Genomic DNA, 24,936 nt, shown 5'->3' with positions numbered 1-24,936 from the left:
CGGTGCGGCCTGCGGTGTCAGGCCGCCCTGTTCAGCTGAACCACTTGCCGAACCAGCCGGTCATTTTCATCATGATGAAGTCCCAGATCCGGCCGATGAAGCCCCCTTCCGGCACGTCTTCCATCGCCACCAGCGGCCGCTGCTCGATGGTTTTGCCATCCAGCTGAAAATCGATGGTGCCGACGACCTGATCTTTCTTCAGCGGCGCTTCCAGCTGCGGCGTGCTGAGCGTATAGCTCGCCTTGAGGTTTTTCATCTGCCCTTTCGGCAAAGTAATAGCCGCATCTTTCGCCACGCCCAGATTGACCTGACTCTTGTCCCCGAACCAGACGCGCTGCTGCGCGAAAGGTTTGTCGGATTTAATCGGCGTGACGGTTTCATAAAAGCGGAAGCCCCAGGTCAGCAGCTTTTCGCTTTCACGGAAGCGGATCGCATCGGTCTGCGCGCCCAGTACCACCGAGATCAGCCGCATGTCGCCCTCTTTTGCCGAGGCCACCAGGTTATTCCCCGCGCCGGAGGTGTGCCCGGTTTTAATGCCATCCACCTTCAGATTGCTGCTCCACAGCAGACGGTTGCGGTTCATTTGCTTGATTTTGTTGAAGGTAAACTCTTTTTCGCTATTCAGGGCGTATTCATCCGGCACGTCGCTGATTAGCCGCTGACCGATGATCGCCATATCGCGCGCCGTGCTGTACTGCCCTTCCGCGTCCAGCCCGTGCACCGTCATAAAATGGGTATTCTGCAGACCAAAGGCTTTTACATAGTTGTTCATCAGGCCAATAAACGCATCCTGGCTGCCGGCAACGTAATCGGCCAGCGCAATACAGGCATCGTTACCTGACTGGATCACCACGCCTTTATTGAGTTCGGACACCGGAATGCGATCGCCCGGTTTCAGGAACATCAGCGACGAGCCGCGCAGTTTCGGGTTACCGGTAGCCCAGGCGTCCTGACCAATGGTGACCATGTCATCATTGGTGATTTTGCCGGATTTCAGCGCCTGCCCTACCACGTAGCTGGTCATCATTTTGGTCAGGCTGGCGGGGTCGAGCCGCTGATCGGCATTGGATTCCGCCAGCACTTTCCCGCTGTTGTAATCCATCAGTATCCAGGCTTTGGCATCAATTTGCGGCGCGGCAGGGGCCTGTTCGGCCTGTGAAGCGGCAGGGATAAGCATTAACAGAAGCGAGGTGGCAGCCAGCGGCCGCCACGCGGGTATCAGCGTGTTTTTTCTCATGAGCGTGACCAGATTGTCCTTGTTAAATCAGGGTGTTGTGCCGGCAAGGGGTGTCCTGCCCAACGCTAACGTGTCATGACAGCGAAAAAAACCGTCTTACCGTAAAGTTTTTTAGAGTTTGGTAGAGTTACCCTGGCATGGACGCCGCTGCGCTGCCAGTTAAGCAGACTCCAGCGCAGATCAACATTGCGTGAAATTCTGAATTTGCGCCGATCGGTTAAGCCCGTCACAAAATTCCGCTAACCTGATGCCAGTCAGCCTGAGGAGAACCACGATGGACTTAGCCGTTTTCGATCTGGACGAAACCCTGATTTGTGAAGACAGCACCAGCCTCTGGCTGCGCTGGCTGGTCTCTCAGGGATTTGCCCCCGAAGCCCTGATTGCGGAAGAGCAGGCGTTAATGAGGCAGTATCACGCCGGCAACCTGTCAATTGAAGAGTACATGACCACCACGCTGGCCCCGCTGGCCGGCATGGCTACGCTGACGGTCGCCGGCTGGGTGCGGCGTTTTATCCATCGCGATATTTTGCCACGCGTTTTTCCGGCAGCGCGCGAGCGCATCCGCTGGCATCAGCAGCGCGGCGATAAAGTGGTGATTATTACTGCCAGTGGCGATCATCTGGCGGTGCCGATTGCCGAGCGTCTGGGCGTTGATGGCGCACTGGCGATCGGCGTGGAGATTGTTGACGAGCGCTACAGCGGGCAGATTTATGGCACCGCCACCTACCGTGAAGGCAAGGTCACGCGCCTTAGCGACTGGAAAGCACTGCAGCAGGCGCAGCGTTTTGATCACACCTGGGCCTACAGCGATTCCATGAACGATCTGCCGCTGCTGGCCCACGCCGATCACGCCTGGGTGATTAATCCCGACGCGCGTCTGCAGCAGGAAGCGCAGCAGCGAGGCTGGCAGGTGTGCAACTGGGTACGCTAGCTTAGCCGCGCGCGGGACTGGCGGGCTCTGTCAGTCCCACCTTCAGCAGTTTGCCGCTGGCCTCATCGGTCAGCACATACAGATAGCCATCCGGTCCCTGCCGCACGTCACGAATACGTTCACCGCGTCCGCTCAGCAGGCGCTGCTCTTCCACTACCCTGTCGCCATTGACCCGCAGCTGAATCAGGCTTTTGTCTTTCAGCGCGCCGATAAACAGCGAATGTTTCCACTGCGGAAAACGGGGGCTGTTATAAAACGCCATGCCGCTGATCGCCGGCGAAACCTGCCAGTAAAAGCGCGGCGGCTGCGTGCCAGGCGCGGCCGTTCCCCGGGACTCCGGCACTTTTTCGCCGCTGTAATCGATGCCATACGTCACCAGCGGCCAGCCGTAATTACGGCCTTTATCCAGCACATTGATCTCATCGCCGCCGCGCGGGCCATGCTCACTTTCCCACATCTGCTGCGTCCACGGATTCAGCGCCAGCCCCTGCGGATTGCGCACGCCGTAAGCCCAGATCTCCGGGCGCGCTCCGGCCTGATGGGTGAACGGATTGTCAGGCGGCACGGCGCCTGTCTGCGTCAGGCGCACAATTTTGCCGGAGAGCTTGTCTTTGTCCTGGGCGCTGCCACTGGCGAAGTTATCGCCGAAGGCGATATAGAGAAAGCCGGCGCGATCAAACGCCAGCCGCGTGCCGAGATTAGCGCCGCGGGAAAGTTTCGGCGTTTGCTCCAGCACCACGCGGAAATCCCGCAGCTGGCGATTATCCGCACTCAGCGTGCCAAAGCCCACTACCGCGCCTGCGCGTCCCGCCTGGTCGGCAGTGGTGTAGCTGAGCCAGACGCGCCGGCTCTGGCTGAAATCCGGGGCCAGCACGACATCCAGCAATCCGCCCTGCCGGCTGGCCCACACCGCAGGCACGCCAGCGATCGGCGCGGAGAGACCCTTGCCGGGCTGCCAGCTGCGCAGCTGGCCGGTGCGTTCGGTGATTAACAGCGTGTGGTTATCCGGCAGAAACGCCAGTGACCAGGGGTGGTCAAGCTTATCCTGCAGCACCTCGACCTGCACTTCGGCCGCCAGCGCAGGGAAAGCACAGGTTAATGCGCCAGCCAGCAGCGCGGAACGCCATAAACGCATGGGGAGTCTCCTTTTTACCTTCTGCGCTTAAGCGTAGTCAGCGGTAAAAAAGTGCTGGCGGGATTTACAAAACATTAAGCCCGGCGCAGGGCCGGGCTGGATTCAGCAGGGATTATTCAAAGAAGGTGTCAGGGTTGTCTGACAGCGAAACAAAGCTGTCGCCCCCTCTGGTCAGGGCGTTGATTTTGCCGCTTTCAATATCGTAAACCCACCCATGCAGACGCAGCTTGCCTTTGCGCAGCGCCACGGAAACAGACGGATGCGTTTTGATATTGTTGAGCTGAGCAATGACGTTCTCTTTCACCATCTCGTTGAGACGCACATCAACCGAGTCGTAGTTACGCTCATCCACTACCGCCTTCGCCGCATTGGCATAGTGCAGCCAGTGATCAACCGCAGGCATGCTCTCCAGATTGGCATTGGAAGCAATGGCGTTCATCGCACCGCAGTTGGAGTGTCCGCAGATAATAATTTCGGTGACGCCCAGCGCCAGCACCGCATATTCAATGGTCGCTGACACACCGCCTGGCTCCGGGCCAAAGGGCGGAACGATATTCCCGGCGTTACGGATGACGAACAGCTGACCCGGCTCCTGCTGTGTCACCAGCTCCGGCACCAGACGGCTGTCGGAACAGGAGATGAACAGGGCTTTAGGATTCTGGTTCGACGCCAGACTTTTGAAAAGATCCTTCCTTTCAGGAAACACATTCTGTTGAAAATTCAGAAAACCTTTGACGATCTCTTGCATTTGTCTGCTCTCACATTATCCGCATCGTCGCTGACGCGCCACAACACCAGCGTCAGCACGCGTTTAAAAAAATCAGTGTTGTGAACAACATACAATCACCAACCCGACATTTAAGCAAAACGGGCCGCGTTAAACAACCTGTATCAGCGGGCAAAGCCAGAGTAAGCGTACACCAGAACGGCAAAGTGAGCCTGCCGGTAAGGCGACCTGCCGGTACAGCCGCGCGATGACAGCCTTGGATTACGCTGCCGTTTTAATACGGGATCTTGCGCGCTTCCCTATACATTTTCCTTCGCAACCTCTGTACAATCGCCCCCCTATCCACACTACCTATGATGAATTTTTATCCTTATGAGCCATGTCAAAAATCCGCCGCGCGTGGGGTTCGTTTCCCTCGGCTGTCCGAAAAACCTCGTTGACTCTGAACGCATCCTGACGGAACTGCGTACTGAGGGTTATGACGTGGTGCCACGCTACGATGATGCGGAGATCGTCATCGTTAATACCTGTGGATTTATTGACAGCGCCGTACAGGAATCACTGGAAGCGATTGGTGAAGCGCTGAATGAAAACGGCAAAGTGATCGTGACCGGCTGTCTCGGTGCCAAAGTGGATCAGATCCGCGAAGTGCATCCGAAGGTACTGGAGATCACCGGCCCGCACAGCTATGAACAGGTGCTGTCGCACGTGCACACCTATGTGCCGAAGCCGGAACACAATCCGTTCCTGAGCCTGGTGCCGGAACAGGGTGTAAAGCTGACGCCGCGTCACTACGCCTACCTGAAAATTTCTGAAGGCTGTAATCACCGCTGCACCTTCTGCATTATTCCGTCAATGCGTGGCGACCTCGACAGCCGTCCAATCGGTGCCGTGCTGGATGAAGCCAAACGTCTGGTGGAAGCAGGCGTCAAAGAGCTGCTGGTGATCTCCCAGGACACCTCCGCCTACGGCGTGGATGTCAAACACCGTACCGGCTTCTGGAACGGGGCGCCGGTGAAAACCAGCATGGTCGGTCTGTGTGAGCAGCTGGCAAAACTCGGCGTCTGGGTGCGCCTGCACTATGTTTATCCCTACCCGCACGTTGATGACGTCATTCCGCTGATGGCGGAAGGCAAAATTCTGCCCTACCTGGATATTCCGCTGCAGCACGCCAGCCCGCGGATCCTCAAGCTGATGAAGCGCCCGGGCGCCGTGGAGCGCACGCTGGAGCGCATCAAGCGCTGGCGCGAAATCTGTCCGGAGCTGACGCTGCGCTCGACCTTTATTGTCGGCTTCCCGGGCGAGACCGAAGAAGATTTCCAGATGCTGCTCGATTTCCTGAAAGAAGCCCGTCTGGATCGCGTCGGCTGCTTCCAGTACAGCCCGGTAGAAGGCGCCACAGCAAACCAGCTGCCGGATCAGGTGCCGGATGCGGTGAAGCAGGCGCGTTTCGATCGCTTTATGCAGCTGCAGCAGCAGATCTCCGCCGAGCGTCTGCAGGAGAAAATTGGCCGGGAAATTCTGGTTATCATCGACGAAGTGGATGAAGAAGGGGCCGTTGGCCGCAGCATGGCTGACGCGCCGGAAATCGACGGTGCCGTCTATCTTAACGGCGACCGTCAGGTGAAGGTGGGTGACGTGGTGCGGGTGAAAGTCGAGCACGCCGACGAGTACGATCTCTGGGGTTCGCGCGTTTAACCGTACTTCTGCTGGTGCGCTTTTTTGCGCGCCAGATAATCCGCATCGGCGCGCAGCCGATCCCAGCACGCTTTGAAAACGGCCGCCGCAGCGGCCTTTTCTTTTTCGATGGTACGCGGCAATTCGTTGCCGTCAGCATCGTATTTGCGCCCGCCCTGATGGTTGCTGTAGCGACGCGCCCGGGTGTAACCCATCTGAATAAACTTGCGCGCCATGTCCATCCCGACAAAATCGTCCTGCGCGCGGTATGCCTCAAACAGCGCCATGATCTTTTCCGATGAGGCTTTTGCCAGTTCCACGGTGCGAAAACGCCAGTGCGGCAGGATTTCGCTTTTATAAGGTTCCACCATCAGTACGCCCTGCTCGCCCCGGCCGACCCGATAGAGTTCCGGATGCTGTCGCAGATCGAGATTTTTATAATCCTGTTCATAGTCAAAGGGTTTCATCAGCTGGCCTCCCGCCTGCGCGCCTGTCGTGAATATTTATTTCTCTTCCGCACTTCAGTGATGCTTTTTTCCACCGATAACACGAATACCGGCTCATTTGCGAAGAGATGCTCAGATGTTCAATCGAATGAAAATCGTTACAGCTATCATGATTGTGTTACTCGTATTTACGGCGATGCAGGCTATTTCCGGCTCGCTGTTTTTCTCAGCACTGCGTGCAGGGCAACATAACTTCACCGCCAGCAATCTGCTGTCGCATCAGCAGCGTGAGCTAAGCGATGGCTGGCAGACGCTGGTAAAAACCCGCGTCACCATTAACCGCGTGGCGATCCGCATCCTGAAGAAGCAGACCGACGAACAGTCGCTGGCCGCCATCGGTAAACTGCTGGTGACCGCTAACGGTTCGCTCGACGAAGCACGTCAGCACTTTAATCAGTATAGAAGCTACCCGCAGGTTGCAGGCCAGAGTGCCGTCGCGGCCGATCGGGTTGAAAAAGCCTTTACCGCCTACGCCAGCCTGCTGCAACAGTCCACGGTGTTTCTGAAGGCGAACGATTATGCCGCCTACGGCAACCTCGATGCCCAGCAGGCTCAGGACGATCTGGAAGCGGCCTACAAGCAGTGGCGCGAAGAGAACACCCAGCTGATCGAGCAACGCAGCGCGCAAAATGCCCGTGCTTATCAGCAGATGCTGGTGATGATGGGCGTGGTCGCGGCGGTGGTGATTGTGCTGCTGGCCGGCGTCTGGACGCTGCTGCGTCGTATTCTGCTGGCGCCAATGCAACAGGTTCAGCAGCAGATTGAGCACGTTGCCACCGGGGATCTGTCAGCCAGCCTGCAGCTGGCTGGCCGCAGTGAGATGGCCGCCATTGCGGCCAGCCTCAATCATATGCAGCAGTCACTGCGCACCACCATCACTGACGTGCGCGACAGCGCCGATGCAATTTTTGGCAGCGCCAGCGCGATTGCCGGCGGCAATAACGACTTATCCGCCCGTACCGAGCAGCAGGCCGCCTCGCTGGAAGAAACCGCCGCCAGCATGGAACAGCTGACCGCGACGGTGAAACAGAACGCCGATAACGCGCGTCAGGCTGCTCAGCTGGCGCGTACCGCCTCAGACACCGCCGGAAAAGGCGGTCATGTGGTTGATGGCGTGGTTAAAACCATGCGCGACATCGCCGATAGCTCGCAGAAAATTGCCGATATCACCAGCGTGATTGATGGTATCGCGTTCCAGACCAACATTCTGGCGCTGAATGCCGCCGTGGAAGCGGCGCGTGCCGGTGAACAGGGACGCGGTTTTGCCGTGGTCGCCGGTGAGGTGCGCAGCCTGGCCCAGCGCAGCGCGCAGGCGGCGAAGGAGATCAAAGTGCTGATTGAGAACTCCGTGCAGCGCGTCGATTTAGGCTCGCAGCAGGTGAGCAGCGCAGGCGAAACCATGCAGGAGATTGTCGGCGCGGTGACCCGCGTCACGGATATCATGGGCGAAATCGCTTCCGCATCGGATGAGCAGAGCCGCGGGATTGACCAGATTGGTCAGGCGGTCAACGAGATGGATCGCGTGACGCAACAGAACGCGACGCTGGTGCAGGAGTCTGCGAACGCCTCTGCCGCCCTCGAAGCGCAGGCCAGCCGTCTCTCCTCCGCGGTTGCGCGCTTTAACACCGGCGCGCGTCCGGTGTCAGGCGCGCCGCCGCGCGCTGCAAAAGCCGCGATTGCGGCACCGGCACCGGCGCTGCCTGCAGCGGCCAGCCACAGCAACGCTAACTGGGAGACGTTCTGACGTCAGCCAGGCGCAGCGCCTGCCGGTCACGGCGGGCGCCACCTGCCGCCTGCGCCGGAAAGAATCCTTCAGCGCTTCAGTTTCGGGTCCAGCGCATCGCGCAGGCCGTCGCCCAGCAGATTGAACGCCAGCACCGTCAGAAAGATCGCCAGGCTGGGAAACAGCGCGACGTGGGGCGCAATCACCATGTCCGCACGCGCTTCGTTCAGCATTGCGCCCCACTCCGGCGTGGGCGGCTGGGCACCGAGGCCGAGAAACGACAGGCTGGCGGCGGTGATAATGGAGGTGCCGATACGCATGGTGAAATAGACCACAATCGACGACACCGTACCGGGCAGAATATGCCGCATGATGATCGTCCAGTCCGATGCGCCGATGCTGCGCGCCGATTCAATAAAGGTCTGATGTTTCAGCACCAGCGTATTGCCCCGCACCAGCCGGGCAAACGCCGGAATGCTGAAAATGGCGACCGCCACAATCACGTTGCTCATTCCGCTGCCCATAATCGCCACTACCGCAATCGCCAGCAGAATACCGGGAAAAGCAAACAGCACATCGCAGATGCGCATGGTGATGCGATCCCACCAGCCTTCGTAATACCCGGCCAGCAGGCCGAGCAGTGTGCCGATCACAGCGCCAATCGCCACCGAGAAAAAGCCGGCGATCAGCGAAATGCGCGTGCCCACGATAACCCGGCTAAAAATATCGCGCCCGAGTGAATCCACGCCAAACAGGTGCATCCAGGACGGCCCGTCGTTCAGCCGGTCATAATCAAAATAGTTTTCGGCATCAAACGGCGCTATCCAGGGTGCGATAAACGCGATCGCAATCAGCAGCAGCACAAAGGCACCTGCCAGCATCGCGACATGCTGCTGACGGAAACGCCGCCAGAATTCACGCCACGGCGTGCGCACCCGGTTTTCCGTAATGACCGGCAGGCTTTTTAATGCTGCTTCGCGTCGCCAGTTTTTCAATTGCGGCTCCTTACCTGTAACGAATAGCCGGGTTGATTGCCGCGTACAGCATATCGACAATCAGGTTGATCAGAATGAACTCCAGCGAAAACAGCAGCACTTCAGCCTGAATCACCGGGTAGTCGCGCATCCCGACAGAATCCACCAGCAGCCGCCCCAGCCCGGGCCAGTTGAATACCACTTCCACCACAATCGAACCGCCCAGCAAAAAGCCAAACTGCAGCCCCATCATGGTCACCACCGGGATCATGGCGTTGCGCAGGCCGTGTTTCACCACCACCAGCGATTCACGCACCCCTTTGGCGCGCGCGGTACGCATATAATCTTCCTGCATCACCTCCACGAACGAGGCACGGGTAAAGCGCGCCATCACCGCCGCCACCGCGGCGCCGAGCGTGATGGAAGGCAGAATATAGTGCTGCCAGCTGTCAGCGCCGACGGTGGGCAGCCAGCCCAGCTCCACGGAAAAAACCTGCATCAGCAGCATGCCCAGGGCAAACGCCGGAAACGAAATGCCGGACACCGCCAGCGTCATACCGAGACGATCCGGCCAGCGATTACGCCAGACGGCGGAAACGATGCCAATTGCCATCCCCACCAGCACCGCCCACAGCATGCTGCTCAGCGTCAGCCACAGCGTCGGGAAAAAGCGCGTGGCAATCTCCTGCGACACCGGCCGTTTTGACACCATCGACTGACCGAAATCCCCCTGCAGCGCGTTCAGTATAAAATGCCAGAACTGCTGCAGCAGCGGCTGATCCAGCCCCAGCTCCTGGCGCACCAGCGCCACCACCGACGCATCCGCTTCCGGCCCGGCAATCAGTCGCGCCGGATCCCCCGGCAGCAGGTGCACGAACAGAAAAACCAGCACCGCCACGATCAGCAGCGTGGGAATCAGCCCCAGTAATCGTTTGAGAAAATAGTTGAGCATGCGAAATCCTGCGCAGCATCGGCCAGCCCATGCGGGCTGGCCGCGTCTGTTACTTCAGATCGGCCTCATCGAAATTGAATGAGGTATCGGGCATGACATAAAAACCGGTCAGGTTTTTGGTACTGGCAGACAGCAGTTGCTCCACCACCAGCGGAATCCACGGATGATCGTGCCAGATGCGATCCTGCGCATCTTTATACAGTTTTGCTTTCTGTTCGCGATCGGTGGTCTTCAGCGCATCCGCGAGATCTTTATCCACCTGCGGATTGCTGTAAAACGCAGTGTTAAAGATCGCCGGCGGCCAGGATGTGGTGGCAAACAGCGGCGTCAGCGCCCAGTCGGCCTCGCCGGTGGACGCAGACCAGCCGGTGTAGAACATGCGCACGCCGCTCTCTTTCTGCCCTTTGCTCTCGACCTCCGCGGCACGCTGACCGGCATCCATTGCCGTGACCTTCACCTTCACGCCTACCTGTGCCAGCTGCTGCTGGGTAAACTGCAGCACCTTCTGCGCCGTGCTGTGGTTATGCGACGACCACAGCGTGGTTTCAAAGCCGTTGGGGTAGCCCGCTTCTTTCAGCAGCGCGCGCGCTTTTGCCGGATCGTAGGCGATGGCCGGATAGGTCTGCGCAAAATCGATGGTGGGCGGCACAATGCCGGTCGCCGGCGTGGCATAACCCGCAAACGCCACTTTGGCCAGCGCCTGACGATTGATAGCGTACTCCAGCGCTTCACGCACCTTTGGATTATCAAACGGCTTCTGCGTGACATTCAGGCTGATGTAGCGCTGCATAATGGAAGGCGTGGTCACCACCGCCAGCTTGCTGTTGCTCTCCAGACGTTTCGCCTGCTCAAACGGCACCGGGAAGGCAAAGTTAGCTTCGCCGGTCTGCAGCATCGCGGCGCGGGTGTTGTTATCGACCACCGGACGCCAGGTAATGCTGTCCAGCTTCGGATAACCAGGCTTCCAGTAGCCATCCCACTTTTTCACTTTGACGAAATCAGTCTGGTTCCAGGTTTCAAACGCGTACGGGCCGGTGCCCACCGGGTGAAAACCGATCTCCTTGCCATATTTCTTCAGCGCGGTGGGCGAAATCATCGCGGCGGCCGGGTGGGCAAGGTTATTGATAAACGCCGAGAACGGCTGCTTCAGCGTAATTTTCACCGTGGTGGGATCGACCACTTCGGTGGTGGCGATATATTTGAACAGGTTATAACGCTTGAGATGATTGTCCGGGTTGCTGGCGCGGTCGAGGTTAACCTTCACCGCTTCGGCGTTAAAATCGGTGCCATCCTGAAACTTCACGCCAGGACGCAGCTTAATGGTATAGGTCAGGCCGTCTGCGCTGGCCTGATAGCTCTCCGCCAGTACGTTCACCAGCTTCATGTCTTTATCAAAGCCGAACAGCCCCTGATAGAAGGATTTGGCGACCGCCTGTGACAGCGTATCGTTGGCATCGTACGGGTCGAGCGTGGTAAAGGTGGACGCCACCGCAATCACCGCATCTTTGGCGGCCCAGGCCGGCAATGCCAGTGCTGAACTCAACAACCCGGCAGTGATAACCCCTTTTCGCATAATATGGTGCATCGTTATCGTTCTCCTGTAGTCCCTGTCTTGCGCGGCCTCCGGCGAGGGCGCGATTGCCTGCTGCTCAGGCACCGCTGATAGCGTGACGGGCAACAAAATGCCCGGGTGCCACTTCCAGTAACGGTGCCACTTCCGGCTCTTCGCCCAGCGGGCGAATCGGGCTGGGGATCTCATCCACCATCAGCGCCCGCTCGCGATGACGGTGCGCCGGATCGGCGACCGGCACTGCGGCCATCAGTTTTTTGGTATAGGGGTGACGCGGCTGTTCGAAAACGGCCTGACGCGGCCCCATTTCAACAATCTGTCCCAGATACATCACGGCCACGCGGTGGCTGATGCGCTCCACCACCGCCATATCGTGAGAAATAAACAGGAAAGCGATGCCGAATTCACGCTGCAAATCCAGCATCAGGTTAATGATTTGTGCCTGGATCGACACGTCCAGCGCCGACACCGATTCATCCGCGATCACCACCTTCGGGTTCAGCGCCAGCGCGCGCGCGATGCAGATACGCTGCCGCTGGCCGCCCGAAAACTCATGCGGATAGCGCTGCGCATGCTCCGGCAGCAGGCCGACGCGCTCCAGCAGCCACGCCACCCGTTTTTCTGCCTGCACACGGTCCATGGTGCGGTGCACCAGCAGCGGCTCCATGATCGAGAAGCCGACGGTCAGACGCGGATCGAGCGAGGCGTACGGGTCCTGAAAAATAAACTGGATATCGCGCCGCAGGCGGGCCAGCGCGCGCCCTTCCAGCGCGTCAATCCGCTGCCCGTCAAAGGTGATGGTGCCGCCCTGGCTGGCCACCAGCCGCAGCAGCGAGCGTCCGGTAGTGGATTTTCCGCAGCCTGATTCGCCCACCAGCGCCAGCGTCTCACCGGCATAGAGATCGAAACTCACTTTCTCGACCGCGTGCACGCGGCGCTGGACGCGATTCAGCAGGCCGCCACGAATATCAAAGCGCGTGACCAGATCGCGCACCTGCAACACCGGCGGCTGGTCGTGACGCACGGTATCCTGCGGTGTGGCGATCTCCTGACGGCCACTGGCATGCAGCAGTGGAAAGCGGGCCGGCAGCGGCTGGCCGTTCATGGCACCCAGCCTGGGCACAGCCGCCAGCAGCGCGCGGGTATAAGGCTGCTGCGGTGCGTCAAACAGCTGCTGCACCGGTGCACGCTCGATCACGTCGCCGCGATACATCACCTGCACGCGATCCGCCATCTCAGCCACCACGCCCATATCGTGGGTGATAAAGATTACTCCCATCTGCATCTCTTTCTGCAGCACGCGGATCAGCTGCAGAATCTGCGCCTGAATCGTGACGTCCAGCGCGGTGGTCGGCTCATCGGCAATCAGCAGCGCCGGTTTGCACGACAGCGCCATGGCGATCATCACGCGCTGACGCATGCCGCCGGACAGCTGATGCGGATAGCGGGATAACACATTGTGCGCTTCCGGAATGCGCACCAGATCGAGCATGCGCCGCGCCTCAGCCTGCGCCTGCTGATGGCTTTTGCCCTGATGCAGGCGGATGGATTCAGCGATCTGCTCGCCGACGGTAAACACCGGGTTCAGAGAGGTCATCGGCTCCTGAAAAATCATGGCCATGTCGGCACCGCGCACATGGCGCATCTGGCTGCCTGTCGCGCGCATCACATCCAGCATCTCACCGTTGCGCCGCCGCAGATAAATCTCTCCGCTCACCGTGCCGCCGGCCTGCTGAATCAGCCGCATCAGCGCCAGTGACGTCACCGACTTGCCTGAGCCGGATTCCCCAACCAGCGCCAGCGTTTCGCCACGATGCAGATCCAGCGACAGGTTGCGCACGGCCTCGGTGATGCGTCCCTCATGCTGAAAACGCACGCTGAGATCGCGGACTGCCAGCACCTGATCCGGCGCGAACTGCTGTTGATGCGTCATGCCTGCTCCTTAGCTGTCGCGGTAAATCGCCACCTCAATGTTGCCATCCACCCAGGCAAAGCCACGATACATGCCTTCGCTGTTGAACGGCAGCGCAACGTTGCCCTGTGCATCGACGGCTATCAGCCCGCCGCTGCCTTCCAGCTCCTGCACTTTGTCATGAATCACACTGGCGGTAGCCTGCTGCAGTGAGCGCCCGGCATACGCCATCTGCGCCGCCACGTCATAGGCCGCCTGCGTGCGGATAAACACTTCACCGGTGCCGGTGCAGGAGACCGCCACGGTGTCATTGCTGGCATAGCAGCCTGCGCCGGCCAGCGGTGAATCGCCGACCCGTCCGACCTGTTTATTGGTCATCCCGCCGGTTGAGGTCGCTGCGGCCAGATTACCGTGGCTGTCGAGCGCAACCGCGCCAACCGTACCAAATTTGCGGTCCGGATCCAGCGGGTCGCCCGCTGTCTGCGCCGCGCCGTCGTGATCCAGCAGCAGCGCCTCGCTGTGCAGCGCGCGCTGCAGCTGCGCATAGCGCTCAGGCGTGGAAAAGAAATCTGCCGCCACCGGCTCAAGCCCCTGTGCCGCGGCAAAGGCTTCTGCGCCGGCGCCGATCAACAGGACATGCGGACTGGCTTCCAGCACTTTGCGCGCGGCAAGGACCGGATTACGGATGTGGCTGACGCCGGCCACCGCGCCAATGTCCAGCGTGCGGCCATCCATGATGCAGGCATCCAGCTCGTGCGTGCCCTGATGGGTAAAGACGGCACCTTTGCCGGCATTGAAAAGCGGGCACTCCTCCAGCCGCCGCACCGCTTCGGTCACGGCATCCAGCGCGCTGCCGCCGGCAGCCAGAATCTGCTGCCCCGCCGCGACAATGGCGGCCAGTTCCTGACGATAGTGCTGCTCTTTGTCGGCGCTCATGGCCGCGCGCGAAATTGCGCCCGCCCCGCCGTGAATTGCGATCACTGCTCTGGCCATCATTCCGTCCCGTGCGAAATCAGTGGCAAAAACACTGATTTAGAATGGTTTTCATCTTTTTTTGACAATTTTCGACTATAGAAAGGCCCTTCCGGCTTGTAAAGCAGAAAGTGTCTCCGTCGTCATAACCTTTTTATGTGGGTTATGCTTTTTTGTCGCATGTGACTCCGCGCCCGATTGCCACCATAATAGGCGGCTACGGCAATAAACCAGGCATAAAGCATATGGAACCTTTCACCGCAGGCTTGATTTCCCTTGAAGATGCGCAGCAAAAGATGCTGCAACAGCTCCAGCCGATCCGCGATTGTCTGACGGTGCCGCTGGCCGAAGCGGCCGGACGTATCACCGCCCGCCCGCTTCTCTCCCCACTGGACGTGCCGCCGTTTGATAACTCGGCCATGGACGGTTACGCGGTGCGCCTCAGCGATCTGGCAGAGCATCGCGTTTACCCGGTGGCCGGTAAAGCCTTTGCCGGTGCGCCGTTCAGCGGCGACTGGCCGGCAGGCAGCGTGATCCGCATTATGACCGGCGCACCGATCCCTGCCGGATGCGACGCGGTAGTGATGCAGGAGCAGACCGAACCGCGCGACGGCGGCATCGTGATTACCGCCCCGGTGCGCGACGGGCAAAACATCCGCCGCAGCGGCGAAGATATTCAGGCCGGCAGGCAGGTGCTGGACGCGGGTGTGCGGCTGGGTGCCGCCGAACTGCCGCTGCTGGCTTCGCTCGGTATTGCAGAGGTGAGCGTGCTGCGCAAACTGCGCGTGGCCATCTTCTCAACCGGCGATGAACTGCAGGCGGTGGGGCAGCCGCTGGCGGCAGGCCAGATTTACGACACTAACCGCTTTACCGTCACCCTGATGCTGCGCAAACTGGGCTGTGAGGTGATCGATCTGGGCGTCATTGCTGACGACCCGGTCGCGCTGCGTCAGGCTTTCACGGATGCCGATCGCCAGGCAGATGTGGTCATCAGTACCGGCGGGGTTTCCGTGGGGGAAGCTGACTTTACCAAAGCGATGCTGGAAGAGCTGGGTGCCATCACCTTCTGGAAGCTCGCGATCAAGCCGGGGAAACCTTTTGCATTTGGCCGGCTGGCCAGCAGCTGGTTCTGCGGCCTGCCCGGAAACCCGGTCTCTGCTGCCGTCACCTTCTATCAGCTGGTTCAGCCGCTGCTGGCGACGCTCACCGGCCAGACCACGCGTATCATGCCACTGCGCCAGCGCGCGCGCGCGACCCAGCGGCTGAAAAAATCACCGGGACGTCTCGATTTTCAGCGCGGCATTCTCAGCCGCGGCGACGATGGCGTGCTGGAAGTTCGCAGCACCGGCCCGCAGGGCTCGCATGTGTTCAGCTCTTTTGCGCTGGCTGACTGCTTTATCGTGCTGGAACGCGATCGTGGCGACGTGGCGCCCGGCGAATGGGTAGACGTTGAAGCATTTAACAGTCTGCTGGAGGGCTAATGGCGGCAGAACTGAGTGATGAAGAGATGCTGCGCTACAACCGGCAGATCGTGCTGCGCGGCTTTGATTTTGACGGCCAGGAGGCGCTGAAAGCCGCACGCGTGCTGGTGGTCGGTCTGGGCGGTCTGGGCTGCGCCGCTGCGCCCTATCTGGCCTCGGCGGGCGTGGGGCATCTGACGCTGCTGGATTTCGATACCGTCAGCCTCAGCAATCTGCAACGGCAGGTCCTGCACCGGGATGCCACGCTCGGCCAGGCAAAGGTCCTGTCGGCACAGTCGGCGCTGGCGGCGATCAATCCGCACTGTAACATTGAGGCGATAGATGCGCAGCTGGATCGCGCAGCGCTGAGCGCGCTGATTACCCGTCATGATGCAGTGCTGGACTGCACGGATAACGTGACCACCCGTGAAACAATCAATGCTCTTTGCTACCGGCATCGCGTGCCGCTGATCTCCGCAGCGGCGATTCGGATGGAAGGCCAGCTGAGCGTCTTTACCTGGCAGCCCGGCGAGCCCTGCTATCGCTGTATCAGCCGTCTGTTTGGCGAACAGGCGCTAAGCTGCGTGGAAGCGGGCGTGATGGCGCCGCTGGTGGGTGTGATGGGCACACTGCAGGCGATGGAAGCCGTCAAGGTGCTGACCACCTTTGGTCAGCCCGCGCGCGGACGCCTGCTGATGTACGATGCCATGAATGCTGAGTTTCGCACGATGAAGGTGGCGCAGGATGCGCACTGTGAGGTGTGTGGCGCAGGCGATTAATGCGCCACGCAAAACGCAGGCGGGCACCTGAACCGGTGCCCGCTGTATAACTGCAATCAGTAGATGCCCTGACTGCGCAGGTAATCTTCGTAGTTGCCGGTGAAGTCCACCACGCGGTCGCCCTTCAGCTCCATCACGCGGGTTGCCAGCGAGCTGACAAATTCACGGTCATGCGAAACGAAAATCAGCGTGCCTTCATACATCTCCAGCGCCATGTTCAGCGACTCAATGGATTCCATGTCGAGGTGGTTGGTCGGTTCGTCCATCACCAGGATATTGGGTTTCTGCATCATCAGCTTGCCGAACAGCATGCGGCCCTTCTCGCCCCCTGACAGGACTTTCGCCGGCTTTTTAATATCGTCATGGCTGAACAGCAGACGCCCCAGAATGCTGCGTACCGCCTGCTCATCGTCACCTTCCTGTTTCCACTGGCTCATCCAGTCGAACACGCTCAGGTCATTGGCGAAATCCTCGGCGTGATCCTGTGCGTAGTAACCGATGCGCGCATTCTCTGACCATTTTACCGTGCCGTTGTCCGGTGCCAGCTCACCCACCAGCGTTTTTAACAGCGTGGATTTACCGATACCGTTCGCGCCCAGAATGGCCAGCTTTTCGCCGACTTCCAGCAGCAGATTAAGGTTGCTGAACAGCGGACCGTTATCAAATCCTTTGGTCAGCGCTTCCACTTCCAGCGCATTACGGAACAGCTTCTTATCCTGGTCAAAACGGATATACGGGTTCTGACGGCTGGAGGCTTTCACTTCTTCCAGCTTAATTTTATCGATCTGTTTTGCGCGCGAGGTTGCCTGACGCGATTTAGAGGCGTTAGCGCTAAAACGGCTGACAAAGGATTGCAGATCGGCAATTTGTGCTTTTTTCTTGGCGTTGTCTGCTAATAAACGCTCACGCGCCTGAGTAGCCGCGGTCATATATTCGTCATAATTACCTGGATAGACGCGCAGCTCGCCGTAATCCAGATCCGCCATATGCGTGCACACCATATTCAGGAAATGGCGGTCATGCGAAATGATGATCATGGTGCTGTCACGTTCATTCAGCACCTGCTCCAGCCAGCGAATGGTATCAATATCCAGGTTGTTTGTAGGTTCATCCAGCAGCAGAATATCCGGATTGGCAAATAAAGCCTGTGCCAGCAGCACACGCAATTTCCAGCCCGGCGCAATTTCGCTCATCGGTCCGTAATGCTGTTCCACCGGAATACCCACACCCAGTAATAATTCACCGGCACGGGATTCAGCGCTGTAACCGTCCATTTCACCGTAGGCCACTTCCAGGTCGGCGACTTTATAGCCTTCCTCTTCGCTCATTTCCGGTAAGGCATATATCCGATCGCGTTCCTGTTTCACCTCCCATAATTCCTGGTGGCCCATAATCACGGTGTCCAGCACGCTATATTGCTCAAAAGCAAACTGGTCCTGACGCAGCTTACCGATGCGTTCATTAGGATCGAGGGAAACATTTCCGTTGGTCGGCACCAGGTCGCCGCCCAGTATTTTCATGAAGGTCGATTTACCGCTGCCGTTCGCACCGATTAAACCGTAACGATTACCGCCGCCAAATTTAACGGAGATATTCTCAAACAGCGGCTTACTGCCGAACTGCATAGTGATATTGCTGGAAACTAACACGGCATTGACCTTTGTTACGCAGTGGAGGAAAAAACAGCGGGCATTATGCCAGAAGCGCGCCGCATCAGCCACCTCTGCGCCTGCCGCACGCCGGGCAGCGGGCTGAAGGCCTTGTCGGGGCAGGAAAAATAAAAAAGCCGGAGACAAGGTGTCTCCGGCTCCCGATAACAAGGATTGTGCGGATTATTTGATCAGGAAGCTGTCGAGGCTTTTACCGGCATCCAGCGCTTTTTTAATCGCTGCCGGGGTGCGGCCCTGACCGGTCCAGGATTTTTCTTCACCGTTTTCGTCGGTGTAAGAATATTTAGCCGGACGCGGCGCACGTTTCGCACGCTTTTTACCGGTTTCCAGCGCACCCAGTAATTCGTTCGGATCGATACCGTCAGCCAGCAGCATTTCACGGTATTTCGACAGCTTCTCTTCTTTTTCGCGATTCTGTGCTTCTTCCGCTTCTACTTCTTCACGGCGCTCGGTCACCACGACGGTTAATTTTTCCAGGATCTCTTCCAGATCGGTCAGTGGCAGTTCACGCGCCTGCGCACGTAATGTGCGAATGTTGTTCAGAACTTTAAATGCGTCACTCATCACAATGTCCTTGCTTAAGGGGTTTAAATAAACTGTAGTGGCAAGATTACCCAATTCAAATAAAAAAATAAATTAATTTTAAAGCCCGGATTATTCCGAGTCAGCTACGCTATTTCCCTTCGCCGGTTATAAATCCGCAGCGCTGCTTTAATTAACGATGAATTAACAATAGCGCTGAGGTCACGCCAGCGCTAATTGGTATCGATTTCATGGCGCAATCTCACGTAATAAACAAGCATTTAGCGCCAGCCACCACATGAAAGCCGGCAGCCCGGCTGCGGATAAAAAACCTGGAATAAGGTAAGAAAAATCTATTTTGCAGCACACAAATAATCGTGTGGCGATGAGAGCAGACTCGCATTTTTTAAATGCGGATATGCGTATACACCGCCAGCCTGGGTCAAAAGTGAGGCGGTGGTTCAGGTTTGGGAGGAGATTTGCGCAGTGATGCAGCGATGGCGGTTGCGTTTTGTTACTTTTTTCCGGATGCGTAATTATTGTTCGCGCCCCCGGAATGCGCACGCGCATCATTAACGCCATCGTGCGCTGGCAGCATGAAAAGCAAATCAATCGGGAAAGAAGCGAATAAAAGCCGCATCAGCACGATGCGGCCGGAATAATTAATTCACGCGGGTGGCCGGACCAAATACGTCGTAATCCGGCAGGGAAACCTGCTGATAAGGTTCCCAGCCGCCGCCAAGCGCTTTATACAACGCCACCAGATCCAGCGCACTTTGCATGCGCGCCTGCGTGGATTGCGCTTCCGCCTGCGACAGCTGTCGCTGCGCGTCCAGCACATCAATAAAGGTAGAAATGCCCTGCCGGTAACTGTCGCTGGCCAGATCAAAGGCGCGCTGCAGCGCACCCGTGGTATCATCCAGTGCCGCCACCTGCTGTTGATCGGCACGATAACTCACCAGCGCGTTTTCCACATCCTGCAGGGCGGTCAGTACCGTCTGACGATAATCCAGCGCGGCACTGGCCTGCTGCGCCCGGGCCAGTTTTACGCTGGAGACCAGACGTCCTCCCTGAAAAATCGGGATCGACAGCGCGGGCCCGACGCTAAAGAAATGACTGCTCCAGTCATCCAGATAGCTGGCATCGGTGTTGCGTACGCCAAGCTGTCCGGTCAGCGACAGACTCGGAAACAGGCTGGCGACCGAGACACCAATGTTCGCCGTCTGCGCATGCAGCGTCGCTTCTGCCTGACGGATATCCGGCCGGCGGCGCGCCAGCGTTGAGGGAATGCCCACCGGCACAATCTGTGGCAGCGCGGGCAGCGGCTTCTGCTGCATCAGTTCGTTATCCAGCGCGCCAGGGGTTTTCCCCAGCAGCACCGCCAGCCCGTTCATTGCCTGCCGCGCCTGCGCCTCGTACTGCGGCAGCTGGGCGTTGAGCGACGCCAGCTGTGCCCGGGCGTTTTCCACGTCCGTCAGCGGGGCCAGCCCGTTACGCTGCTGGCTTTGGGTCAGCTCCCAGCTTTGCTGTGCAACGCCGATTTGCTGCTGCAGCGTCGCCAGCACCGCCTGCGCACCGCGCAGTTGCAGATAAGCGCGCGCCACTTCCGCTTCCAGCGACACCAGCGCATCGTTGCGTTGTTCGATTGCCGCCTGCTGCTGCGCATCGGCCATTTCCATCTGCCGCCGCACTTTGCCCCATAAATCCAGCTCCCAGCTGGCGTCAAAACTGCCCTGATACAGGGTAACCGAATGGGTCAGTCCGTTGAGCTGATCGGCGACATCGCTGTCCACCTGATCGTAAACCCCGTTGGATTTCAGCAACCCTTTTAGGCCGAGCTGCTGACGCGTGACTTTGGCCGAGCCGTTCAGCGAAGGGAACAGGCCGCCACGCGCCTGGGCCAGCTGCTCACGCGCGCCGGCAATCCGCAGCACCGACTGCTGCAGCGTCAGGTTACCGGCGATGGCGCGCGTAATCAGGCTGTCGAGCTGCGGGTCGTTAAAACTTTTCCACCAGCGCGGATTGGTGGCCGTGGCCAGCGGGCGCGAAGCCTGCTGCGAGGCGATATCCCGATAGCCGCCCGGCGTATGCGCCTGTGGCGGCTGATAATCTGGCCCGACGGCGCACCCGGCCAGCAGCAGAGAGAGCGCCAGCAGCGTCAGCGACGGCTTCACGCGAGAAGAGGTGATCATGTTAATGTGCTCCTGCACTGCCTTCGCTCTTGATCGGCGAAAGCAACCAACAAAAAGGAATCAATAACAGCGCGACGATGCTCAGGCCGGTGAACACGTCGATATAGGCAAGGATACGCGCCTGGGCGATCATCTCCTGATAGAGTTGCCCGCTGGCCAGCGTCAGCGGATCGCCAACCGCGCGGGTGAAATCGCGGATCGCCTGCGCCCACTGCTGTACTGTCAGGGTGAACTGCTCATTCAGCGGCGTCATGTTGTGCACCATATGCGCCGATCGCACCTGTTCCCGCTCGGTAATGCCGGCCGTTGCCAGTGAAATACCGATCGATCCGGCAACGTTACGGAACATGGTGAACAGCGCCGACGCATCGGCATTGAGCCGCTGCGGCACGGTGACAAACGCAATCGTGGTAAGGGGCACAAACAGAAAGCCAAGGCCGATGGACTGTGCGCTGCGCATCAGCACCAGCGTGGTGAAATCCACATCCGGCGTTAAGCTGCTGGAGTAATAGAACGCCACCGCCAGGCAGCTGAAGCCAAAGGCGATGATATAGCGCGTCTGCACCACCGGCATCAGCTTCAGCACCAGCGGAATGGTGAGAACGATTAAGATCGCCCCCGGCGACAGCACCAGCCCGGACCAGGTGGCGGTGTAGCCCAGATCCTGCTGCGCCAGCTGCGGCAGAACCACCGAGCTGCCATACAGAATCATCGCCATACCGGCCATCAGCAAGCCCGCTACCCAGAAGTTGCGGTCTTTCATGACTTTGATATCCACGACCGGTTTGCGCGCGTACATCAGCCAGTAAACCGCCCCGACGATACCGATCGCCGCCAGCATGGCGAACAGCCGGATAAAGTGCGAAGCAAACCAGTCTTCATCTTCACCGCGATCGAGGAACACCTGCAGACAACCGAGCCCGAGCGTAATCAGGCTGATGCCGATGTAGTCGATCTTCAGCCGGCCTTTATCCCATTTGCGCTCCCACGGTGGATCTTCCAGCAGCTGGTAGATCGCCAGTACGGTCAGCACGCCAACCGGAATGTTAATGAAAAACACCCAGCGCCAGCTGTAGTTATCGGTGATCCAGCCGCCGAGCGTGGGGCCGATCACCGGCGCAACGATGATAGCAATAGAGGAAAGACCAAATGCCTTGCCGCGATCTTCCGCTTTGAAGTAGTCCAGCAGCACCGACTGCTGCACCGGCTGCAGTCCGCCGCCAAAGAACCCCTGCAGCACGCGAAACAGAATGATTTGCCACAGTTCGGTGGCGATGCCGCACAGGAAAGAGCAGATAGTGAACATCACGATGCAGATCAGGAAGAACTGCTTACGTCCGAACAGACGGCTGAAGAACGCTGAAATCGGCAGTACGATGCCGTTCGCCACCAGATAAGAGGTCAGCACCCAGGTGGATTCATCGTAGCTGGAAGAGAGCGAGCCGGCGATGTGCGGCAGCGCCACGTTCACGATGGTGGTGTCGAGGATCTCCATAAACACCGCCAGCGTCACCGTGATCGCGACCAGCCATGGATTGCTGGACGGACGCCAGCTTTCGCCCCCACTCATTCCACGGTTACCTTCGGCTCAACCGACAGCCCCAGCGGCAGCGGGTGGTTCGGGTCAAGCCCTTTATCAATCACAATCTTCACCGGCACGCGCTGCACGATCTTCACGTAGTTACCGGTGGCGTTTTCCGCCGGGAAGGTAGAGAAGCGTGAACCCGACCCCATCTGGATGCTGTCGACGTGCCCTTCCAGTTTCATATCCGGCCAGGCATCAACGGTAATCTCAACTTTATCACCCGGATTCATGCGCTCCAGCTGCGACTCTTTAAAGTTGGCGGTAATCCAGATATCCGGCGATACCAGCGAAAACAGCGCGCTGCCTGCCTGCACCAGCGTCCCCGGCTGCACGTTACGTTTGGTGACGAAGCCGTCATAGGGCGCGCGCACTTCGGTATACGAGAGGTTCAGCTCGGCGGTGTTCAGCTGCGCCTGCGCCTGCTGTACCTGCTGCTGACGTGCTTCAACATTGGTTTCCTGCTGGCGAATCTGCAGCTGCACCTGGGAGGCGACTTCCACCTGCGCTTTCGCGCTTTGCAGCTGCGCCTCAGCCGAACGCAGCTGGGCGGCGGCAGTATCAATATTGCGCTGTGAGGTGGCACGCGGGTCAACGCCGCGCTGACGGCGATAATCGGCCTGCGCATTCAGCAGGTTGGCCTGCGCTTTCGCCTGTTCAGCCAGCGCCTGGTCGCGCTGTGCCGGGTACTGCACGCGCGACAGCGCCAGTTGCGCCTGCGCCTGATGCAGCTGCGCCTGCGCCAGCCCCAGCTGCGCTTTGGCCTGATCGCGCTGCGCCGCGTTATCACGCGGATCGATCAGGACCAGCAGATCGCCCTTCTTCACCCGCTGGTTATCTTTCACCAGCAGCTGCACCACATAGCCGGAGGCTTTTGGCGCAATGGTGACCGCATCGCCTTCGGTGAAGGCATCGTCGGTGCTCTCGATATTGCGCGTGGTAAACCAGAACCAGATCCCCACCAGCAGCATGATCACGACAACGATGCCGAGAATAATCAGCGGCTTTTTGCCAGGGCGTTTGCGGGGTTGTTCGTCATTATCCTGCTGGTCATCGGAAGTGTGCTGCGGGTCCTGCTGCTCGCGCGAAGGCGACTGATTCTGCTTGTCACTCATAAGTAGTCTTCACTGGCTGTAACCCAATCCTGGGCGAAAACGGTCAACTTAACCTTAGATAAGAAATTGACAAATTCCAGTGCAGATTTACATAACCCGACAATTGCGGCACTTTCTGCCACAGCAGGCGATAACCTGCTGAAAACCACCTGTGAATCAGCAGATTAGCGCGATAACCGCAGCGTCAGTGCAACCAGCGCAACAGCCACCAGCCGCACAGCATTGACCACGCCAGCATCGGCAGGGAGAAGAGGTGGAAGCGCCACCAGATTTTACCGTCCTGCGCCATACGCAGCGCGATGAGGTTCGCCAGCGATCCTGGCAGCAGCCCGAAGCCACCGATATTCACGGCCCAGGCCAGCACATCCGACGGCTGGACCTTCTGCAGCAGCAGGATGGTTGCCGGCACGTTGCTGATCACCTGCGACAAGCCAATGGCCAGCAGGTAAATGCCGCCCTCGCCCAGCTGGCCGATGCGCGCAAACCACGGCTGCAGTGCGGGCAGATGCATCAACAGAAAGACATCAATGAACATGGCCACAAAAACCAGCAGCAGGCTCCAGTCAATGCTGGCCAGCACGCTGCGCGCCAAGAGCAGAAAACAGACCGCCACCAGCAGCAGCGCCCAGCCGGTGAATTTCAACTCCAGCGCGACAATAAAGACGATGTAGAGCAGCAGGCTGACAACAAACAGCCGCTTCTGCCACGTGTGCGTATCGCTCTGCTCGTGTTTATCAATGCTGCTGGCGGGAAAGCTAAACCAGGTCAGCGCCATGAGCGTGACCATCAGCACGGCGGCCAGCGGCACCATCTGCAGAATAAAGCCGCCCACGCTGAGCGAGCCATGGCTCCACAGCAGAATATTTTGCGGATTGCCGACCGGCGTCAGCAGCGAACCGGCATTGACCGCCAGCGCTTCGAAGATGATCAGCCGTGAGATGGGCAAATGGGAGAATTTGCGCAGCGTCAGCGTCAGCGGTACCAGAATAAACAGCGCGACATCATTGGTGAGAAACGTAGAGAGCAGCGCGGCGGCGCACACCATAAACAGCGCCAGCGCGCGTTCATGCTGGAAACGCTGGATCAGGCGCGCGCCCAGCACATCAAAATAGCCGCTGCTTTCCAGCCCTTTGGTCAGCATCAGCAAACCGGTCAGGGTCATGATGGTTTGCCAGTCTACCGCCTGCGGCAGCTGGGCCCAGCGATAGTCCGCCAGCAGCAGCAGAATCACACCAATAAGTAACAACAAATGCAAAATACGGTCACGCATTAAGGATCGCAGTACGGGCATGATGGCGGA

Annotated in this window: 20 protein-coding genes; 5 read left to right on the top strand and 15 right to left on the bottom strand. The window is 58.9% G+C overall.

Features of this window, described 5'->3' with window-relative positions; genetic code table 11:
- Window positions 1-31 precede the first annotated feature (31 nt).
- Window positions 32-1,177, bottom strand: a complete 1,146-nt coding sequence (locus D8B20_RS05980) for a serine hydrolase (protein WP_370664129.1) — start codon at window positions 1,175-1,177, stop codon at window positions 32-34.
- Window positions 1,178-1,511: 334 nt separating this feature from the next.
- Between D8B20_RS05980 and D8B20_RS05975 the strand changes: the two genes are divergently transcribed.
- Window positions 1,512-2,168: an HAD family hydrolase gene (locus D8B20_RS05975; protein WP_145888014.1), complete on the top strand. Its 657-nt coding sequence runs from the start codon at window positions 1,512-1,514 to the stop codon at window positions 2,166-2,168.
- Window position 2,169: 1 nt separating this feature from the next.
- On the opposite strand, the gene D8B20_RS05970 is transcribed toward D8B20_RS05975, so the two are convergent.
- A complete protein-coding gene (locus tag D8B20_RS05970; protein ID WP_145888013.1) occupies window positions 2,170-3,303 on the bottom strand; it encodes a PQQ-dependent sugar dehydrogenase in 1,134 nt (377 codons plus the stop codon).
- 112 nt (window positions 3,304-3,415) lie between these two features.
- Window positions 3,416-4,051 (bottom strand): carbonic anhydrase, encoded by a 636-nt coding sequence (locus D8B20_RS05965; protein WP_145888012.1) that lies wholly within the window; start codon window positions 4,049-4,051, stop codon window positions 3,416-3,418.
- Window positions 4,052-4,402: 351 nt separating this feature from the next.
- Between D8B20_RS05965 and rimO the strand changes: the two genes are divergently transcribed.
- Window positions 4,403-5,728 carry a 30S ribosomal protein S12 methylthiotransferase RimO gene (gene rimO, locus D8B20_RS05960; protein ID WP_145888011.1) on the top strand — a complete coding sequence of 442 codons (1,326 nt, stop codon included), beginning with the start codon at window positions 4,403-4,405 and terminating at the stop codon, window positions 5,726-5,728.
- On the opposite strand, the gene D8B20_RS05955 is transcribed toward rimO, so the two are convergent.
- On the bottom strand, window positions 5,725-6,174 hold the full coding sequence (locus D8B20_RS05955) for a DUF4385 domain-containing protein (protein ID WP_145888010.1): 450 nt from the start codon (window positions 6,172-6,174) through the stop codon (window positions 5,725-5,727). The two genes, rimO and D8B20_RS05955, sit on opposite strands and share 4 nt — an antisense overlap.
- A gap of 115 nt (window positions 6,175-6,289) precedes the next feature.
- Between D8B20_RS05955 and D8B20_RS05950 the strand changes: the two genes are divergently transcribed.
- Window positions 6,290-7,957 carry a methyl-accepting chemotaxis protein gene (locus D8B20_RS05950; protein ID WP_145888009.1) on the top strand — a complete coding sequence of 556 codons (1,668 nt, stop codon included), beginning with the start codon at window positions 6,290-6,292 and terminating at the stop codon, window positions 7,955-7,957.
- 68 nt (window positions 7,958-8,025) lie between these two features.
- Here the strand turns inward: D8B20_RS05950 and gsiD are convergent, their stop codons facing one another.
- From gsiD to D8B20_RS05925, 5 genes are all read right to left on the bottom strand, one after another.
- Window positions 8,026-8,931, bottom strand: a complete 906-nt coding sequence (gene gsiD, locus D8B20_RS05945; RefSeq protein ID WP_145888008.1) for a glutathione ABC transporter permease GsiD — start codon at window positions 8,929-8,931, stop codon at window positions 8,026-8,028.
- A 10-nt stretch (window positions 8,932-8,941) separates the two neighbouring features.
- Window positions 8,942-9,862, bottom strand: a complete 921-nt coding sequence (gene gsiC, locus D8B20_RS05940; protein WP_145888007.1) for a glutathione ABC transporter permease GsiC — start codon at window positions 9,860-9,862, stop codon at window positions 8,942-8,944.
- A gap of 49 nt (window positions 9,863-9,911) precedes the next feature.
- Window positions 9,912-11,447 (bottom strand): glutathione ABC transporter substrate-binding protein GsiB, encoded by a 1,536-nt coding sequence (gene gsiB, locus D8B20_RS05935; protein ID WP_145888006.1) that lies wholly within the window; start codon window positions 11,445-11,447, stop codon window positions 9,912-9,914.
- 64 nt (window positions 11,448-11,511) lie between these two features.
- Window positions 11,512-13,365, bottom strand: a complete 1,854-nt coding sequence (gsiA, locus tag D8B20_RS05930) for a glutathione ABC transporter ATP-binding protein GsiA (RefSeq protein WP_145888005.1) — start codon at window positions 13,363-13,365, stop codon at window positions 11,512-11,514.
- A 9-nt stretch (window positions 13,366-13,374) separates the two neighbouring features.
- Window positions 13,375-14,337 (bottom strand): isoaspartyl peptidase/L-asparaginase family protein, encoded by a 963-nt coding sequence (locus D8B20_RS05925; protein WP_145890434.1) that lies wholly within the window; start codon window positions 14,335-14,337, stop codon window positions 13,375-13,377.
- Between the two features lie 224 nt (window positions 14,338-14,561).
- Here D8B20_RS05925 and moeA point away from each other — a divergent pair, with 224 nt between their 5' ends.
- Both moeA and moeB read left to right on the top strand, forming a co-directional pair.
- Window positions 14,562-15,797: a molybdopterin molybdotransferase MoeA gene (gene moeA / locus D8B20_RS05920; RefSeq protein ID WP_145888004.1), complete on the top strand. Its 1,236-nt coding sequence runs from the start codon at window positions 14,562-14,564 to the stop codon at window positions 15,795-15,797.
- A complete protein-coding gene (gene moeB, locus D8B20_RS05915) occupies window positions 15,797-16,555 on the top strand; it encodes a molybdopterin-synthase adenylyltransferase MoeB (RefSeq protein WP_145888003.1) in 759 nt (252 codons plus the stop codon). Before moeA ends, moeB begins: the two co-directional genes overlap by 1 nt.
- 56 nt (window positions 16,556-16,611) lie before the next feature.
- Here the strand turns inward: moeB and D8B20_RS05910 are convergent, their stop codons facing one another.
- The 6 genes from D8B20_RS05910 to D8B20_RS05885 form a co-directional block, all read right to left on the bottom strand.
- The gene (locus D8B20_RS05910; protein WP_145888001.1) at window positions 16,612-18,204 is read right to left on the bottom strand and encodes an ABC-F family ATPase; all 1,593 of its coding nucleotides are present in this window, start codon (window positions 18,202-18,204) and stop codon (window positions 16,612-16,614) included.
- Between the two features lie 183 nt (window positions 18,205-18,387).
- Entirely contained in the window at window positions 18,388-18,789 is a 402-nt protein-coding gene (locus tag D8B20_RS05905) for an H-NS family histone-like protein (RefSeq protein WP_145887999.1), read from the bottom strand.
- A gap of 620 nt (window positions 18,790-19,409) precedes the next feature.
- A complete protein-coding gene (locus tag D8B20_RS05900) occupies window positions 19,410-20,939 on the bottom strand; it encodes an efflux transporter outer membrane subunit (RefSeq protein ID WP_370664122.1) in 1,530 nt (509 codons plus the stop codon).
- A 1-nt stretch (window position 20,940) separates the two neighbouring features.
- Window positions 20,941-22,509: a DHA2 family efflux MFS transporter permease subunit gene (locus D8B20_RS05895; protein ID WP_145887998.1), complete on the bottom strand. Its 1,569-nt coding sequence runs from the start codon at window positions 22,507-22,509 to the stop codon at window positions 20,941-20,943.
- Window positions 22,506-23,636, bottom strand: a complete 1,131-nt coding sequence (locus tag D8B20_RS05890; RefSeq protein WP_145887996.1) for an HlyD family secretion protein — start codon at window positions 23,634-23,636, stop codon at window positions 22,506-22,508. Before D8B20_RS05890 ends, D8B20_RS05895 begins: the two co-directional genes overlap by 4 nt.
- Before the next feature lie 184 nt (window positions 23,637-23,820).
- Window positions 23,821-24,927 (bottom strand): SLC13 family permease, encoded by a 1,107-nt coding sequence (locus D8B20_RS05885; protein ID WP_145887994.1) that lies wholly within the window; start codon window positions 24,925-24,927, stop codon window positions 23,821-23,823.
- Window positions 24,928-24,936 lie beyond the last annotated feature (9 nt).

Source organism: Candidatus Pantoea soli (assembly GCF_007833795.1).
Taxonomy (GTDB): domain Bacteria; phylum Pseudomonadota; class Gammaproteobacteria; order Enterobacterales; family Enterobacteriaceae; genus Pantoea; species Pantoea soli.
The sequence above is the reverse complement of the archived record's forward strand: the minus strand, read 5'-3'. Positions and strand labels throughout refer to the sequence as shown.